Consider the following 15,056-nt stretch of genomic DNA (forward strand, 5'->3'; position numbering starts at 1 on the left):
TGAATAGCCTGCTTTGAAAAAGGACGGATGAAACGGCCGCCGCCGTCATGAAGACGGCGGCGGCGCAATCAGTGGAAGTGGGCGGGAACTCAGGCCGGCACGCCGACCGTCTCCTTCAGCACTTCCTCGAGGATCACGAGCGCTTCGTCGAACACGGCCTGCGGAATCGTCAGCGGGAACAGGAAGCGCACGACGTTCGAGTACACGCCGCATACGAGCAGCAGCAGCCCGCGCTCGAGCGCACGCGCCTGCACGCGCTTCGTGAAGTCGGCGTCCGGCTCGCCCGAACCCGGCTTCAGGAACTCGACCGCGATCATCGCGCCCGGGCCGCGCACGTCGGCGATCTGCGGCACGTCGGCCTGCAGCGAATTGAGCTTCGCCTTCAGCACGTCGCCGAGTTGCGTCGCGCGCTCGCACAGCTTCTCTTCGTCGATGATCTCGAGCACCGCGTGCGCCGATGCGACCGCCAGCGGGTTGCCCGCGTAGGTGCCGCCGAGGCCGCCGGGCGCCGCCGCGTCCATCACGTCGGCACGGCCGACGACGCCCGACAGCGGCATGCCGCCCGCGAGGCTCTTCGCCATCGTGATCAGGTCGGCCAGCACGTCGTAGTGCTGCATCGCGAACAGCTTGCCGGTGCGGGCGAAGCCGGTTTGCACTTCGTCGGCGATCAGCAGGATGCCGTGTTCGTTACAGATCTTGCGCAGCGCGCGCACGAACTCGGCCGGCGCCGGGTTGAAGCCGCCTTCGCCCTGGACCGGTTCGAAGATGATCGCGGCGACACGCTTCGGATCGATGTCGGCCTTGAACAGCATCTCGATCGCCTTGATCGAGTCGGCCGTCGACACGCCGTGCAGCGCGTTCGGGTACGGGGCGTGGAACACGTCGCCCGGGAACGGGCCGAAGTTCAGCTTGTACGGGGCGACCTTGCCGGTCAGCGCCATGCCCATCATCGTGCGGCCGTGGAAGCCGCCCGAGAACGCGATGACACCCGGACGGCCGGTCGCGGCGCGTGCGATCTTGATCGCGTTTTCGACGGCTTCGGCGCCGGTCGTGAAGAAGGCCGTCTTTTTCGGGAAGTCGCCCGGCGCGCGTTCGTTGATCTTCTCGGCCAGCTCGACGTACGACGCGTACGGCACGATCTGGTAAGCGGTGTGCGTGAAGCTGTTCAGTTGCTCCGCGATCGCCTTGACGATCTTCGGGTGGCGATGGCCCGTGTTCAGCACCGCGATGCCGGCGGCGAAATCGATGAAGCGGCGGCCTTCGACATCCCACAGCTCCGCATTCTCGGCGCGGGCTGCGTAGAAATCACACATCACGCCGACGCCGCGCGGGGTGGCGGCGTTCTTGCGGGCCTGCAGGTCGGCATTCTTCACGGTCATCTCCTTGATGTCTGTCCGGTGGGATAAAAATCGGCCGCGTTGGCAGCCCATGGAGGCGACTATAATCACATTTGGCTCTGACAATCAGAGCCATTTCAATAAATAATCAGGAGCCAATCATGCGTGCAAGCGTGTTGTCGGACTGGCTGGCGCAGCGCCTCGTGCGCGGCGGCGAACAGCCGATCTACCGACAGCTGCATCGGCTGCTGCAGCAGGCGATCCTGTCGCGCGAACTGCCGGCCGGCACGCGCGTGCCGTCGTCGCGGCTGCTCGCGGCCGAGCTCGGGATCGCTCGCAACACGGTCACGCAGGTTTACGAACAGCTTGCGCTCGAAGGCTATGTGAACTCGGCCACGGGGCGCGGCACCTTCGTCGCCGACAGCGCGCCCGACGAAATCGTCGGCGCGCCGCCCGATCCGGCCGCGGGCCCGGCGCTGGTGCCATCGTCGGCGCGGCGGCTGTCGGTGCGCGGCACGCGGCTCGTCGAAGGCGCGGGCGTGTCGAAGCGCCAGGGCGGCGCGTTCATGCCGGGCGTGCCCGATGTGTCGCGCTTTCCGGCGCGCGTGTGGACGCGGCTGCACAACAAGTACTGGCGACGCCTGCGCCCGGACCTGCTGACCTACGCGCCGGGCGGCGGGCTTGCGCTGTTGCGCGAGGCGCTGGCCGACTACCTGCGCACGTCGCGCTCGGTGCGCTGCACGCCCGAGCAGATCGTGATCACGACCGGCATCCACCAGTCGATCGACCTCGCGGTGCGGCTCCTGACCGATCCGGGCGACGCCATCTGGACCGAGGATCCGTGCTACTGGGGCGTGCGCAGCGTGCTGAACGTGTCGGGACTGACCACGCGGCCGATTCCGGTCGACGACGAGGGGATCGCGCCATCGGCCGCCGATCTGGCCGAGCCGCCGAAGCTGATGCTCGTCACGCCGTCGCACCAGTATCCGCTCGGGATGGTGATGAGCCTCGCGCGGCGGCGGATGCTGCTCGAATACGCGCGCCAGCACGGCTGCTGGATCATCGAGGACGACTACGACAGCGAATTCCGCTACGGCAGCCGGCCGCTCGCGTCGCTGCAGGGGCTCGATACGGCCGGGCAGGTGATCTACGTCGGCAGTTTCGGCAAGACGCTGTTCCCGGGGCTGCGGGTCGGCTATCTGGTCGCACCGGAGCCGCTCGCGGAAAGCTTTGCGACCGCGAGCGCCGAGCTGTACCGCGAGGGTCAACTGCTGCAGCAGGCCGTGCTCGCCGAGTTCATCGCGGAAGGGCACTTCGTGTCGCATATCCGCAAGATGCGCACGCTGTACGGGCAGCGCCGCGAGGTGCTGCTCGATGCGGTCGCGCGTCGCTATGGCGATACGCTGCACGCACTCGGCAGCGACGCGGGGCTGCATCTCGTCACGCGGCTGCCGGACGGGGTCGACGATCGCGCGGTCGCGCAGGCCGCGCTCGAACGCAATATCGTCGTGCGGCCGCTGTCCGGCTATTACGCGGAACGCGAACGCGCGGCGTCGGGCTTGCTGCTCGGCTATGCATGCGTGCCGGAGGAAGAGATCGCGACTGCGTTCGCGACGCTCGCCCAGGCGATCGACGAGCGGGCGTTCGGCGAGATCGTGGCGACGGTGTGAGGGGATGCACAGTCGCGCCGCCGCCGGGCCGAATCATGCTCTCCGCAGTGCGGAGAATATTCGTGTGCGGCGGCGCGCGATGCGGCCAGCGCGTTTCGCGACGGCCGCCGAACCGTTTTCGGGCATGATGAGTCACGCCGCGTGTCGACTGCCGATCCGCTGATTGGTGCGGAGCCGGTTCGATGGGCCCGGCAGCGTCATGCGGGTCCGTTGGTCCCCACTTCAAAGCCGGATCAGCGCCGCGCCCGCGACCACCAGCGCGCATGCGGCGAGCCGCTGCGCGCCGGGCCGCTCGCGCATCACGAACCAGCCGATCGCGACCGCGAAGATCGAGCTCGTCTCGCGCAGCGCCGACACGGTCGCGACCGGCAGGTGCCGGTACGCGAGGATCACGATTCCGTACGCGGCGAGCGAGATCGTACCGGCGATCGCGCCCTGCGTGAGCGCGGTGCGCGAACCGAGCACCGCGCGCGGGCCGCCGCGCACCGCGCAGACCAGCACGAGCTGCGGCCCGCTCCACAGCAGGTACACCCACGCGATGTAGCCGAGCGCGCTGCCCGAAACTCGCGAGCCGATCCCGTCGCAGATCGAATACGCGGCGATGAACACGCCGGTGAGCAGCGCATACGGCACGCCTTCCCCGGAGAACCTGAAGCCGCGCCGCAGCGCGAGCGACATGATGCCGAACGACACCAGCGCGATACCCGCGAAGCCGAACGGGGTCGGCTGCTCGTGCAGCGCCGCCAGCGCGAGCACCGACACGAGCAGCGGCGAGATACCGCGCGCGATCGGATAGATCTGGCCGAACTCGCCGTTGCGGTACGCACGCGCGAGCGTGAAACAGTATGCGACCTCGAGCGCGGCCGACGCGGCGATGTACGGCCACGCGGCGGGCGCCGGCGCGGGCAGCAGCGCGGCGCCGGCCGCGCCGAATGCGAGATACGGCAGCGACATCGTGCCGAGCTGCACGAGCCGGTCCTCGCTGACGTGCAGGAACGCATTCCAGATCGCGTGCAGCAGCGCGGAGCACAGCACGAGGCCGATGAAGAGGTGATCCATGAACGAAGATGGGGGCGGGAGCGGCGGGCGCCGTCAATTATGTGGGTATCGGGCGCGCTCGCGCGGAATTGTCGATAATGGAACGTTGTTATTCACCGGATGCCGACGATGACCGAAGCCACCCTTACCCCGCCCGCCGTTCCGCGCCTCACGAGCCTGTCGCACGGGGGCGGCTGCGGCTGCAAGATCGCGCCGGGCGTGCTGTCCGAGCTGTTGAAGCGGGCGACGCCGCCGGCGCTGTTTCCGGATCTGCTGGTCGGCACCGAGACCTCCGACGACGCGGCCGTCTACCGGTTGAACGACGAGCAGGCGATCGTCGCGACGACCGACTTCTTCATGCCGATCGTCGACGATCCGTTCGACTTCGGCCGCATCGCGGCGACCAACGCGCTGTCGGACGTCTACGCGATGGGCGGCAAGCCGATTCTCGCGCTCGCGCTGGTCGGGATGCCGATCAACGTGCTGCCGCACGAGACGATCGCGGCGATCCTGCGCGGCGGTGAATCGGTGTGCGCGGAGGCCGGCATTCCGGTCGCGGGCGGCCATTCGATCGATTCGGTCGAGCCGATCTACGGACTCGCGGCGATCGGCGTCGTGCATCCGTCGCGCGTGAAGCGCAACGCGGCCGCGCGCGCGGGCGACGTGCTCGTGCTCGGCAAGCCGCTCGGCGTCGGCGTGCTGTCGGCCGCGCTGAAGAAGAACCAGCTCGATGCCGCGGGCTACGCGCAGATGGTCGCCACCACCACCAAGCTGAACCGGCCGGGCGCCGAGCTCGCCGCGCTGCCGGGCGTGCATGCGCTGACCGACGTCACGGGCTTCGGGCTGCTGGGCCACACGCTCGAGCTCGCCCGCGGCGCGAACCTCACCGCACGCGTGCACTATGCGTCGCTGCCGTGGCTCGCGGGCGTCGAGGCGTTCGTCGCCGACGGCGTGTTCACCGGTGCGTCGGGCCGCAACTGGGCCGCGTACGGCACCGACGTCCGGCTCGCCGACGGGCTGCCGCCCGTCGCGCAGGCGCTGCTGACCGATCCGCAGACATCGGGCGGGCTGCTGGTCGCGTGTGCGCCGGAAGCGGTCGACGAAGTCCTCGCATGCTTCCGCGCCGACGGCTTCGACCGCGCGGCCGTGATCGGCGAGATGGTGGACGGGCCTTCACGCGTCGACGTTGCCTGACGCCGCATTCACGCCGCGGATCATTTTGACGTGGTTAGAATCGATGCCTTCCGTCGAAGGCATCGAGGACCGGTGAACGATTTCCTGTTCGGGCTGACGATCGCGCTGTCGGTCGGGCCCGTTGCGCTGCTTGGCGTGGCGGTTGTGCGAGCACGGCCGGCGTGTCGATAAAACGCATAGTATTCCTGACGTTGTTTCGCGCAGCGGACTCCGGTTGCAGCGCAATCGCGCGCGAATTCCGACGATGGCCGTCATGCGTGGCACCCGCGTGGCACCCGCGTGGCACCGACACCACCGCACCGCCCGCCGTTTCGTAGTCGGGTTCCGCATCGCGCACGCGCGTTCTATACTCGTCGCGCAGTCTCCGACAGTCGTTCTCACCCAACATCCCGAAACAAGGAACGCCGATGCTGACTCGCTCCATCCTTTCCGCTGCCGCATTCTCGCTCGCGGCCTGTGCGACCGCGCCGTCGATCGCGCAGGACAACCCCGGCAACAACGCGGGCAACGCCGCATTCGCCGAGACCGGTGCACAGGGCCGCCCGGTCAAGGTCATGATCATCACGATGTTCGGTCCGGAGGGTCAGGCGTGGCTCGACCGTATCGGCCCGTGGCGCGACATCGCCGTGCCGGGCCTGTCGCCCGACTATCCGAACGTCCACTGCAACAAGCAGGACGTGTGCGTGGTCACGACCGGCATGGGCTATGCGAATGCGTCGGCGACGATCATGGCGCTCACGTTCTCGCAGCGCTTCGACCTGCGCCGCACGTATTTCCTGATCTCGGGCATCGCGGGCGTCGACCCCGCACAAGGCACCGTCGGCTCTGCCGCATGGTCGAAATACCTGGTGGATTTCAGCCTGCAGTGGGAGCTCGATGCGCGCGAGATTCCGGCCGGCTGGAACACGGGCTTTCTCGGCATCAACACGAAGAGTCCGAACGACAAGCCGCCGCTCGACTACCGCACCGAAGTGTTCCAGCTCAACCCGCAGCTGACCGATGCCGCGTATGCGCTGTCGCGCAACGTCGTGCTCGCCGACAGCGCGCAGGCCCAGGCCGCGCGCGCGAAGTTCACGTATGCGCCGGCGAACCGGCCGCCGACGGTGATCCAGTGCGACACGTCATCGGGCAACACGTGGTTCTCGGGCACGCTGATCGGCGAGCGCGCGCGTCAGTGGACGAAGATCCTGACCGACGGCAAGGGCACCTACTGCATGACCGCGCAGGAAGACAACGCGACGTTTGAAGCGCTCAAGCGTGCGGCGAGCGTGAAGCGGGTCGACCTGTCGCGCGTCGCGGTGTTGCGCACGGGGTCCGACTTCGACCGGCCGTATGCGGGGCAGACGAGCGCGGACAACCTGCTGAACTACGCGGACCAGGGCGGCTTCGCGCCGGCGACCGAGAACCTGTACCGCGCGGGCAATCCGCTCGTCCAGGACATCGTCACGCACTGGGGCGAGTGGCGTGACGGCGTGCCGCGCCGGTAACGGTGTGGCGACGCGCCGAAGTTATTCCGTCATCCACGCATAGCGGGGCTCCGGGCGCGTCGATATTGCCCGGAGCGATCGGATTGAGGCTTGTGGGAACCGTGCTGAGGATCACGGCGCGGGTTGGGCCAGCTTGAGTTCGATGCGCGTGTATTCGGGGCCCAATAACTGCATGGTCGCCGTTTCGCCGTGCTCGTCCGTCATGCCGATGTATTGCGTTGCACTGGTGCTGATCCGGTAGCAGGTGTGCATCAACGGCTTCCGGTCTCGATCATGAAAAAGCAACGTCTGATTGCGTGTGCGTGCGGTCCAGCGTTCCATCGTCACAAAACGTGCCGGTGCGGGCTCTCGGATGTCGCCGCACGAAAAGCGGATCGAGTGAGGCTCAGGCCCGGGCGTCGCGGGTGTCAGTGCATGACTCGCGACACCCGGTGTACCTGCCGAGTTGCAGAGATATTGACAGCCTGCTGGCGGGCATTTCGGAACGAACTGGATCCAAAGCTGCTTTTTGTCGTCGGGATCGAGCCTGCCGTTCCTGCCAGATACGATTCGCTCGTCGACATAAATGTCATCGGGCGACATGCCGAGTTGCACGAGAAAGGCTTTCATCTGCGCACCGCGTTGTCGCGCGAGCTGCTTGGGCCGGTTTTCCCAATCGTAGGCGGCCGCGTCGATCGAGGCCGTCGCCCCTTCGCGAGTCCATTCTCGGGCGGTCAGGTAGTGCCTGGCGACGGCGAGCCTGTCGCTATTGGCTATCTCGGCCGAATTCAGTGGCAGTTCCATGCTGTCGGTCAACAAGACCTTGCATGCATCGGCCTGGATCGGAAGTGACAGGAAGGCGCCGAGTATGACGGCGAGGGCATATCTCATCGGTCGCTCCAGTTCACCGCGCCAGAATGAACCACGCGATGTTGTCCGCGTTGCCGATTGCCATGCCCGGATAGCGTTTGGCGAACTGGGCGCAGGCCCGGCGACCGTATGCCGCCGGGTGGTCCCCGGCGTCGAAGGTGTCCGCAAAATGGGCGCATTCGTGAACAATCGTTAGTTGCTGCGAGGAGAGGTTTCCAGCCGATCGCTCTGGTAGCGAGCAGAACGGGAGATTGATGGCGATCGTATGAGTTGCAGTGTCGGGGCGACAGACATGCGCAACCTCGATGTCGACATTTTCCATGTTCGGCAGACATTCTGTTGCCCGGTCGGCATTGGAACCGACGCGGACGAAATTCCTTGGGCCGAGGCGAGCCATTACTCTGGCAAGGGCGTCGAGCCCCGTCGTGAGTTTGCGTCGTGTATCCATGTTTGCCGAGCCGAACCACTCGACGACTCGAGCTTCGGTGGCCGGATTCCATCGCATCAGTTCCCGGTGCCGTTGCAGTGTGATCTCGACGGCTTCGTCCCGCAATTCAAGCATCCGTTTCCTGAACGCAGAATCCGTCATGTTCGGCAGATTGGCGGTTCGTCGAGCGATACATCAAGCTGTGGCGACGCATTCATAGGCACGCTCCATAGGGACATCATTTGGAGTGCCGATGCTAAGTGCCCGAAGCGGACCGACGATGCACCCAATTGCGGTCGACGGAACGAACAAATATTGGGAAGTGTGAAGGAGAGGTGGGAAAGGCCGCGGTTTCTTGTGGCGCACACCTGTTCTTGCGCCTGCTCAACCGGCGTGACGATCGGGATTGAAACAGCTTGGGCCACGGCGGCCAATGGAACATCGGGAATGATGGCGAGCGCGACGCGCCAGAGTTATTGGCCGGTGTCAATCGATGTGACCGTCCCTGATGCGACTCGTCCACCGGATTTACTTCGGAGAACGTTGCCAATTGTGTCGCTACGCCCATTGCTGCAACTAACGCACGATACGCCGTACTGGCCGGCGACATTGCCTCTGGCACAGGACATCGTCACGCACTGGGGCGAGTGGCGTGACGGCGTGCCGCGCCGTTGACGGCAGCACGACGGCATCAGCGAGACGTCGACGTGGCGATCAGTGCGACGACCGCGGCGCCGAACGGAACGGCGTCCAGACCGGCGTGGTGTCGTCCCAATGATCGAGCGGCGAAGGAAGTTGATCGTTCATCACAGGCTCCTGCAACTGACTAACTAATTGACTGACTCATCGCGTGTTCGACAGCGATGTCACGACGCCGCGCACCGGATCATCCGCTGCGCGGCGTTGCACGTTTACCGGCCCCCGCCAGCGAGCTGGTTGCTTTCCGGCATCGAGCGATACGGGCCTTGCGCGAGTTCGAGCCCTTGCGGATACGAATTCGCCTTGCGCAGCCAGGCCAGCGTGCCGTCGCGGCGTGCCTGCGCGACTTCCGCGCTGACTTCGGCGCGGGTGCGCGGACCATTGTTGTGTTGCGTGTACGACGACGCGTTGCCGTAGTCGCCGGCTTGCGGGGTGTTCGTATCGGCGAAGGCCGGTGCGGACACGGCGAGTGCGAGGGCGAGCGCGGAGAGAAGATGGCGGCGGTTCATGACGTAACTCCTGTGTTGGTCGGAGTTGGCGCGCGGGCGCTGGCTCCGGTCCCGTCAAACGGGGCTGTTCGATGCGCAACGAGGTGCGCGACAGGGTTTACTCTAGGTGTCCGCTCGGTTGCGATAAATGGCACAGCCGCGAATTGAATTGTCGTCAGCGCGGAACAATCGCATTCCACACGGCCATCAGGGCGGCGAACCGCGCCGCGGCCCCATGCCGCAAGGGCGACAGCGGCGCGACGCGTATCGCGCGTTGGCTGATGCGATTGTCCTTGCCGGCGCAAAGGTCTCTTCTGTGCCGCGCATCGAATGCTCGCGCGTCAGACCGCTTCGATCCGGTAGCCGAGCGTGTAGACCGCGCTGAGACGCACGCCGTTCGACGGCTGGAGCGCGAGTTTCGTGCGCAGTCGGTAGATGTGCGTGTCGAGGCTGCGGGACGCGCCGGCCATGTCGCGTCCCCATAGCGAACGGATCAGCGCTTCGCGAGGCATGATCCGGCCGAAATGGCGAAACAGCAGGACGGCGAGTTCGAATTCGCGCGGCGTCAGCTTCACCGGGGTGCCGTTCACCCATATCTCGCGCGCCTTCGTATCGATCCGGTAGATGCCGATGTCCAGTACGTCCTGCTGGATATCGCCGCCCTGATAGGCGCGGCGCAGCAATGCGTTGATGCGCGCCAGCAATTCGAAATGATTGATCGGCTTGATCATGTAGTCGTCGGCGCCCGCCGTGATCGCGGAAAAAACCTCGTTTTCGTGCGCGCGGATCGTCAGGAACAGGATCGGCAGCGTGCCGCCGATCCGTTCGCGTGCCCATTTGAGCACTTCGAATCCGGACAGGCCCGGTACCTCCCAGTCCAGGATCAGCAGATCGACGACCGTGCGTTCGAGATGGCGGATCGCCTCATGGCCGTTGGCGACGGAATGCACGCTGTGTCCCGCCTCTCCCAGTATCGAATTGATGAGTTCGACATACGTCGTGTCGTCCTCGAGATATAGAACGTGCATGGTGGGTGCACCTATTTGTCGCGTGTGGTGATATCGAGGCGGACGCAACGCGGATAGCGCGGATTCGCGCCCAGCTTGGCGCCGGATGTCGGCCGGCGATCCGCGGGGCATGTTCGCATGGGTCCGATTCGGGGAATTGTCAACAATTCTGAACGCGGCAGCCATGAACATGGAAGCTTCGGATCGAGTGTCGTAGCATTTTAGTAATCCAAATCAATCGGATTCTGGAGGAGTTGCTCGGGGAGGATGGTCATGCTGGTGTACAAGTCGTTCATGGAAAAGAAGGCGCTGCTCGAGGAGCAACTGGTTCGGGAGCGACTCGCGATTGCGACCATGGTGTTGCTCGAAATCCGGCAGTGCATCGAGGAATTCGGATTTGGCGTCAAGGACGTGTTTCCCGCCCAGAGCGGTGCGCCGGGGAAGCGGCGACGGGTGAAATACTTCAACCCGGAAACGGGGCAGTCCTGGTCGGGAGTGGGGCGGGAACCGGTATGGTTGCGCGGTCAGGATCGAGACCGGTTTCTGATCGACTCGGAATCGCATGAACCACCTGAAGATGAGGAATCCTGATCGTGAAGTCGATAAAAAAACATCGAATGGCCATCGAGGGTGCCCGCGCCGCTTGCCGGGTCGATGCGGCCGCGAATCGTCGGCAATCCAACGCACGGTGGCGGAGAACGGCCGCACGATCGACGGAACCGAAGCGAAAATGGAACCGGTTCCATTCGAGTTTACGGTTTAATTATATCAGTTCTCGCAATGGTCACCCCGGTTGCTGCTCCCGGCGCACGGGAAGGGGGCGTCGATGATCGGCGACGTGAACCAGCCGGGCGGTGGGGACCTCATGCCCGAGCGCATTTGTGTCGGCGTCGGCGTGACGCGCGAGATCATCGAAGTGTGCGCTTCGTCGATGCGACTCGTGTTCGGCTACCGGAACGAGACGTTCGGCATCGAATCGTTGACCGATGCGATTGCCGAGTGGTCACCGACGCTGGTGGTGGTGGAATCGGCCGGCGGCTACGAGTGCGAAGCGGCGTGCGCGCTGCAGGCGGCACGCTTGCCGGTGGCGGTCGTTCACCTGCATCAGGCCCGCGCGTTTATCGCACGCTCGCTGGACTTGCCGCTCGAGGGGAAAGGGGCCCATGCGCGCATGATGACGGAACTGGCGTGCATGCTCGATGACGAGCCGTCGAGCGCCCGGTTTGCCGAGCCGCTTGCCGACCCGCAACTGCAGCATGTCCAGGCGCTGGTGCAGCGCCGGCGGCAACTCGCGCGCACGCTGATGGCGGAATACCAGCTTCTGGCTCGATGCCACCCGAGCGTGCGCGGCGGGATCGAGCAGACCATTGCGTTCCTCAGCAGCCAGATCGGCGTGGTCGAACGTCACTGTGGACGGCAGGTGCGCGGGCAACGCGTCGGCGCGGCGAGGGCGCTCGCGCGGGTCGTGAGGCGGTCCGGCCGCGCCGCGCGCTCGTCAGGCCGGTGAGCGCGCGGATGAAGCGTAGAGGGCAAGCGGAGCGCTTGCCCCACCGTTGCTCTTTACGCGACCCACTCGTTGATGACCGGCGTGTCGAGCACCGGCGCGCGCTCGGCTTCCTCGAACGTGCGCTTGCTGCACGTCGCGTCGAGGCTGCCCTTGCCGCTCAGCAGCGGGCAGCGGTCGAACACTTCGGCGATCCAGTCGACGAACACGCGCACCTTCGGCGACAGGTGCCGGCTGTGCGGATACACGACCGAGATCGGCATCGGCAGCGGCTTCAGGCCGGGCAGCACTTCCTTGAGCCGGCCGTCGCGCAGGTGCGGCAGCACCATGAACAGCGGCGGCTGGATCAGCCCGAAGCCTTCGAGCCCGCAGGTCACGTACGCGTCGGCGTCGTTGACCGACACGATCGCGTTCATCTTGACCTCGACTTCCTTGCCGTCGGTCAGGAACGTCCAGTCGATCGTGCGGCCCGTGCGGCTCGAGAAGTAATTGACGGCCTTGTGATCGCTCAGGTCCTCGATCGTCTGCGGTTCGCCGTACTTCTCCAGATACGCGGGCGCCGCGACCGAAACGCATTCGAACAGGCCGACGCGGCGCGCGACGAGCGACGAGTCCTGCAGCGCACCGACGCGGATCACGCAGTCGACGCCTTCCTGCAGCAGGTCGACCGGCCGGTCGGACAGGCCGAGCTGCAGATCGATGTCCGGATAGCGCGTATGGAATTCGCATAGGGACGGGATCACGAGCAGCCGTCCGATCGAGCCCGGCATGTCGATACGCAACTTTCCGTGCGGCTTGCGATTGTTCGCCTGGAAGCTCGCTTCGGTTTCCTCGACATCGGCGAGGATCCGCACGCACCTTTCGTAGTACGCGGCGCCGTCCGGCGTGAGCGACAGCCGGCGCGTGGTCCGGTGCATCAGGCGCACGCCGAGGAAAGCTTCCAGATTCTGGATGATCGTCGTGACGGACGCCCGCGGCAGGCCGAGCGTTTCTGCTGCCTTGGTGAAGCTGCTTGTATCGACGACGCGAGTAAACACCTGCATGGCCTGAAGCCGGTCCATCACAACCTCCGCAATCTTATGACCGGAACAACAAGGCTGCGCTACCTCGTGGGTAAACGCAGCCTGGGATTGTTCGGGGGTGTTGAATTGTGTTGCCGGATTATAGGCATTTATCCCGATGTCTGCCGGACCCAGAATTCGTTCCATCTCGAAATGGATCCTGCATCGTCATGGACGCTTCTGAATTCAGCAAATTCCTGAAAGCCGCATTGCCCGCCGAAGCCAGAGCCGGCGCGGCACTGACGGTCGCGGAGGTGGAAATCCCCGGCTACGCGCAGGACATCTCGCTGCGCCTTTATCGGCGCGCGGACAAGACCGGACTGCCGGTAGTGCTTTACTTCCACGGCGGCGGTTTCGTGCGCGGCTCGCTCGACGACGCCGATTTCGCTGCGCGCTTTTTAGCAGAACGCTTACCAGCTCTCGTAGTGTCGGTCGATTATTCGCTCGCGCCGGCCTTTCCCTTTCCGGCCGCGCCGGAGGATGCGTATCGCGCCGCCGTGTGGGCCGCGACCCGCGCCCGCGCGTTCGGCGGCAACCCGAAGAAGATCGGCGTCGCGGGCCACGACGCGGGCGGCCAGCTCGCGAACTGTCTGACGTTCATCGCGCGCGATCGCGGCGAAGTGTCGATCGCCGCGCAGGCGCTGTTCGGGCCGATGCTCGACCCGAGCATGACGCGCATCGGCGACGCCGAACGCCTGTCATCCGACATCACCGCGCGCGAATGCGCGGCCTGTTATCGCGCCTATCTGCCGCAGGCGGCGCAGCGCATGCATCCGTATGCGGCGCCGCTCGAATCGGTGCGCCTCGCGGGCCTGCCGCCGACGCTCGTCGTCACCGCGCAGAACGACGTGCTGCACGTCGAAGCGGAGAAATATGCGGGCTGCCTGATTTCATCGGGCGTGCTCACGCAGGTGATCCGCTACCCGGACGTCACGCACGCGGCGCTCGCGACGCACGAAGCCGCGCTCGAGGAAGCCGTGCGCTTCTTCCAGTGCCGCTTCCAGGCGCGCCAGCCGAACCGTTCCGAATAACCAGACCAATCCACGCTTACTGGAGATCCACATGGCCATCCTACGCACCTCCCGTTCCCGAATCGCCACCGCGGCGATCGTGACGCTCGCCGTCGTCGGCCTCGGCACGTTCGGCGCGATGCGCGTGAACGCGAACGCGCCCGAAAAGGCGGCGGCGCCGCTGCCCGAAGTCGATGTCGCGACCGTCGTGCCGCAGACCGTCACCGACTGGCAAAGCTATTCGGGCCGCCTCGAGGCGGTCGAGAAAGTCGACGTGCGCCCGCAGGTGTCGGGCACGATCGTCGCGGTGAACTTCAAGGACGGCGCGCTCGTGAAGAAAGGCGACGTGCTGTTCGTGATCGATCCGCGTCCGTACCAGGCGGAAGTCGACCGTGCCGCGGCACAGCTCGCCGGTGCGCAGGCCCGCAACGGCTACGCGCAGAGCGACTGGCAGCGCGCGCAGCGGCTGATCGGTGACAACGCGATCGCCAAGCGCGACTACGACGAGAAGCAAAACGCCGCGCGCGAGGCGAGCGCGAACCTGAAGGCCGCCGAAGCCGCGCTCGAAACGGCACGCATCAACCTCGGCTATACGCGGATCACGGCACCGGTCTCGGGCCGCGTGTCGCGCGCGGAAATCACGCTCGGCAACGTCGTGTCGGCCGGTGCGTCGGCCGCGCCGCTGACGACGCTGGTGTCGGTGTCGCCGATCTACGCATCGTTCGACGCGGACGAGCAGACCTACCTGCAATACATCAACGGCGCGCGCAACGGCCGCAAGGTGCCGGTCGAGCTCGGTCTCGCGAACGAAACCGGCTACTCGCGCAGCGGCGAGATCGATTCGGTCGACAACCGGCTCGACACGTCGTCCGGGACGATCCGCGTGCGTGCGCGCTTCGACAATGCGGACGGTGCGCTCGTGCCCGGCCTCTACGCGCGCGTGAAGGTGGGCGGCAGCGCGCCGCACCAGGCGCTGCTCGTCGACGACGCGGCGATCAACACGGACCAGGACAAGAAGTTCGTGTTCGTCGTCGACCAGCAGGGCCGCGTGTCGTATCGCGAAGTGCAGCAGGGGATGCAGCACGGCAACCGGCGCGTCATCGTGAGCGGGCTTTCCGCCGGCGACCGCGTGATCGTGAACGGCACGCAGCGCGTACGACCCGGCGAGCAGGTGAAGCCGCACATGGTCCCGATGACGGGCGGCGATGCGCCGTCCGCGCCGCTCGCGAGTACCGCGAAGGCGGCCGCACCGGCGAAGGCGGATTCGTAAGCGGCCCGCCGCTTC

Annotated in this window: 16 protein-coding genes; 8 read left to right on the forward strand and 8 right to left on the reverse strand. The window is 66.0% G+C overall.

The window, feature by feature from the left end:
• Positions 1-89: 89 nt before the first annotated feature.
• Positions 90-1,379 (reverse strand): 4-aminobutyrate--2-oxoglutarate transaminase, encoded by a 1,290-nt coding sequence (locus tag FFI87_RS18305; protein WP_041490102.1) that lies wholly within the window; start codon positions 1,377-1,379, stop codon positions 90-92.
• Between the two features lie 119 nt (positions 1,380-1,498).
• Here FFI87_RS18305 and FFI87_RS18310 point away from each other — a divergent pair, with 119 nt between their 5' ends.
• A complete protein-coding gene (locus tag FFI87_RS18310) occupies positions 1,499-3,007 on the forward strand; it encodes a PLP-dependent aminotransferase family protein (protein ID WP_012366918.1) in 1,509 nt (502 codons plus the stop codon).
• A 222-nt stretch (positions 3,008-3,229) separates the two neighbouring features.
• Here the strand turns inward: FFI87_RS18310 and FFI87_RS18315 are convergent, their stop codons facing one another.
• Positions 3,230-4,066: a DMT family transporter gene (locus tag FFI87_RS18315; RefSeq protein WP_138849579.1), complete on the reverse strand. Its 837-nt coding sequence runs from the start codon at positions 4,064-4,066 to the stop codon at positions 3,230-3,232.
• Positions 4,067-4,174: 108 nt separating this feature from the next.
• On the opposite strand from FFI87_RS18315, the gene selD reads away from it, so the two are divergent.
• Positions 4,175-5,239 (forward strand): selenide, water dikinase SelD, encoded by a 1,065-nt coding sequence (selD, locus tag FFI87_RS18320; protein ID WP_138849578.1) that lies wholly within the window; start codon positions 4,175-4,177, stop codon positions 5,237-5,239.
• Here the strand turns inward: selD and FFI87_RS18325 are convergent.
• A complete protein-coding gene (locus FFI87_RS18325) occupies positions 5,219-5,494 on the reverse strand; it encodes a hypothetical protein (RefSeq protein WP_138849577.1) in 276 nt (91 codons plus the stop codon). The two genes, selD and FFI87_RS18325, sit on opposite strands and share 21 nt — an antisense overlap.
• Positions 5,495-5,646: 152 nt before the next feature.
• Here FFI87_RS18325 and FFI87_RS18330 point away from each other — a divergent pair, with 152 nt between their 5' ends.
• Entirely contained in the window at positions 5,647-6,726 is a 1,080-nt protein-coding gene (locus FFI87_RS18330; protein ID WP_011659661.1) for a purine-nucleoside phosphorylase, read from the forward strand.
• 111 nt (positions 6,727-6,837) lie between these two features.
• Here the strand turns inward: FFI87_RS18330 and FFI87_RS18335 are convergent, their stop codons facing one another.
• The 4 genes from FFI87_RS18335 to FFI87_RS18350 all read right to left on the reverse strand — a co-directional run bounded on the left by FFI87_RS18335 (position 6,838) and on the right by FFI87_RS18350 (position 10,217).
• Entirely contained in the window at positions 6,838-7,596 is a 759-nt protein-coding gene (locus FFI87_RS18335; RefSeq protein WP_138849576.1) for a hypothetical protein, read from the reverse strand.
• Positions 7,597-7,609: 13 nt separating this feature from the next.
• Positions 7,610-8,137 (reverse strand): M35 family metallo-endopeptidase, encoded by a 528-nt coding sequence (locus tag FFI87_RS18340; protein ID WP_186381745.1) that lies wholly within the window; start codon positions 8,135-8,137, stop codon positions 7,610-7,612.
• A gap of 776 nt (positions 8,138-8,913) precedes the next feature.
• On the reverse strand, positions 8,914-9,210 hold the full coding sequence (locus FFI87_RS18345) for a DUF4148 domain-containing protein (RefSeq protein WP_011659660.1): 297 nt from the start codon (positions 9,208-9,210) through the stop codon (positions 8,914-8,916).
• 320 nt (positions 9,211-9,530) lie between these two features.
• Positions 9,531-10,217 carry a response regulator transcription factor gene (locus FFI87_RS18350; RefSeq protein WP_138849574.1) on the reverse strand — a complete coding sequence of 229 codons (687 nt, stop codon included), beginning with the start codon at positions 10,215-10,217 and terminating at the stop codon, positions 9,531-9,533.
• Positions 10,218-10,469: 252 nt separating this feature from the next.
• On the opposite strand from FFI87_RS18350, the gene FFI87_RS18355 reads away from it, so the two are divergent.
• The 3 genes from FFI87_RS18355 to FFI87_RS18365 all read left to right on the forward strand — a co-directional run bounded on the left by FFI87_RS18355 (position 10,470) and on the right by FFI87_RS18365 (position 11,703).
• Positions 10,470-10,787, forward strand: a complete 318-nt coding sequence (locus FFI87_RS18355; protein ID WP_012366913.1) for an H-NS family nucleoid-associated regulatory protein — start codon at positions 10,470-10,472, stop codon at positions 10,785-10,787.
• The gene (locus FFI87_RS18360) at positions 10,759-10,959 is read left to right on the forward strand and encodes a hypothetical protein (protein WP_138849573.1); all 201 of its coding nucleotides are present in this window, start codon (positions 10,759-10,761) and stop codon (positions 10,957-10,959) included. The genes FFI87_RS18355 and FFI87_RS18360 overlap by 29 nt, the downstream gene beginning before the upstream one ends.
• 63 nt (positions 10,960-11,022) lie before the next feature.
• Positions 11,023-11,703 (forward strand): hypothetical protein, encoded by a 681-nt coding sequence (locus tag FFI87_RS18365; protein WP_138849572.1) that lies wholly within the window; start codon positions 11,023-11,025, stop codon positions 11,701-11,703.
• A 53-nt stretch (positions 11,704-11,756) separates the two neighbouring features.
• Here FFI87_RS18365 and ceoR read toward each other — a convergent pair whose 3' ends face one another.
• Complete coding sequence (ceoR, locus tag FFI87_RS18370) at positions 11,757-12,761, reverse strand: putative multidrug efflux transcriptional regulator CeoR (RefSeq protein WP_006750356.1); 1,005 nt, start codon at positions 12,759-12,761, stop codon at positions 11,757-11,759.
• Between the two features lie 170 nt (positions 12,762-12,931).
• On the opposite strand from ceoR, the gene FFI87_RS18375 reads away from it, so the two are divergent.
• Together FFI87_RS18375 and ceoA are read left to right on the forward strand one after the other, a co-directional pair.
• Positions 12,932-13,792: an alpha/beta hydrolase gene (locus FFI87_RS18375; RefSeq protein WP_006750355.1), complete on the forward strand. Its 861-nt coding sequence runs from the start codon at positions 12,932-12,934 to the stop codon at positions 13,790-13,792.
• A gap of 31 nt (positions 13,793-13,823) precedes the next feature.
• Positions 13,824-15,041, forward strand: a complete 1,218-nt coding sequence (ceoA, locus tag FFI87_RS18380; RefSeq protein ID WP_138849571.1) for a multidrug efflux RND transporter periplasmic adaptor subunit CeoA — start codon at positions 13,824-13,826, stop codon at positions 15,039-15,041.
• Positions 15,042-15,056 lie beyond the last annotated feature (15 nt).

Origin of the sequence: Burkholderia sp. KBS0801, assembly GCF_005937855.2 — a bacterium.
Taxonomy (GTDB): Bacteria; Pseudomonadota; Gammaproteobacteria; order Burkholderiales; family Burkholderiaceae; genus Burkholderia; species Burkholderia ambifaria.

What these genes read in the sequence shown, in the direction of transcription:
- FFI87_RS18305 (WP_041490102.1), bottom strand. Translation starts at nt 1,379, where the DNA reads ATGACCGTGAAGAATGCCGACCTGCAGGCCCGCAAGAACGCCGCCACC.
- FFI87_RS18310 (WP_012366918.1), top strand. Translation starts at nt 1,499, where the DNA reads ATGCGTGCAAGCGTGTTGTCGGACTGGCTGGCGCAGCGCCTCGTGCGC.
- FFI87_RS18315 (WP_138849579.1), bottom strand. Translation starts at nt 4,066, where the DNA reads ATGGATCACCTCTTCATCGGCCTCGTGCTGTGCTCCGCGCTGCTGCAC.
- selD (WP_138849578.1), top strand. Translation starts at nt 4,175, where the DNA reads ATGACCGAAGCCACCCTTACCCCGCCCGCCGTTCCGCGCCTCACGAGC.
- FFI87_RS18325 (WP_138849577.1), bottom strand. Translation starts at nt 5,494, where the DNA reads ATGACGGCCATCGTCGGAATTCGCGCGCGATTGCGCTGCAACCGGAGT.
- FFI87_RS18330 (WP_011659661.1), top strand. Translation starts at nt 5,647, where the DNA reads ATGCTGACTCGCTCCATCCTTTCCGCTGCCGCATTCTCGCTCGCGGCC.
- FFI87_RS18335 (WP_138849576.1), bottom strand. Translation starts at nt 7,596, where the DNA reads ATGAGATATGCCCTCGCCGTCATACTCGGCGCCTTCCTGTCACTTCCG.
- FFI87_RS18340 (WP_186381745.1), bottom strand. Translation starts at nt 8,137, where the DNA reads ATGCTTGAATTGCGGGACGAAGCCGTCGAGATCACACTGCAACGGCAC.
- FFI87_RS18345 (WP_011659660.1), bottom strand. Translation starts at nt 9,210, where the DNA reads ATGAACCGCCGCCATCTTCTCTCCGCGCTCGCCCTCGCACTCGCCGTG.
- FFI87_RS18350 (WP_138849574.1), bottom strand. Translation starts at nt 10,217, where the DNA reads ATGCACGTTCTATATCTCGAGGACGACACGACGTATGTCGAACTCATC.
- FFI87_RS18355 (WP_012366913.1), top strand. Translation starts at nt 10,470, where the DNA reads ATGCTGGTGTACAAGTCGTTCATGGAAAAGAAGGCGCTGCTCGAGGAG.
- FFI87_RS18360 (WP_138849573.1), top strand. Translation starts at nt 10,759, where the DNA reads ATGAACCACCTGAAGATGAGGAATCCTGATCGTGAAGTCGATAAAAAA.
- FFI87_RS18365 (WP_138849572.1), top strand. Translation starts at nt 11,023, where the DNA reads ATGATCGGCGACGTGAACCAGCCGGGCGGTGGGGACCTCATGCCCGAG.
- ceoR (WP_006750356.1), bottom strand. Translation starts at nt 12,761, where the DNA reads ATGGACCGGCTTCAGGCCATGCAGGTGTTTACTCGCGTCGTCGATACA.
- FFI87_RS18375 (WP_006750355.1), top strand. Translation starts at nt 12,932, where the DNA reads ATGGACGCTTCTGAATTCAGCAAATTCCTGAAAGCCGCATTGCCCGCC.
- ceoA (WP_138849571.1), top strand. Translation starts at nt 13,824, where the DNA reads ATGGCCATCCTACGCACCTCCCGTTCCCGAATCGCCACCGCGGCGATC.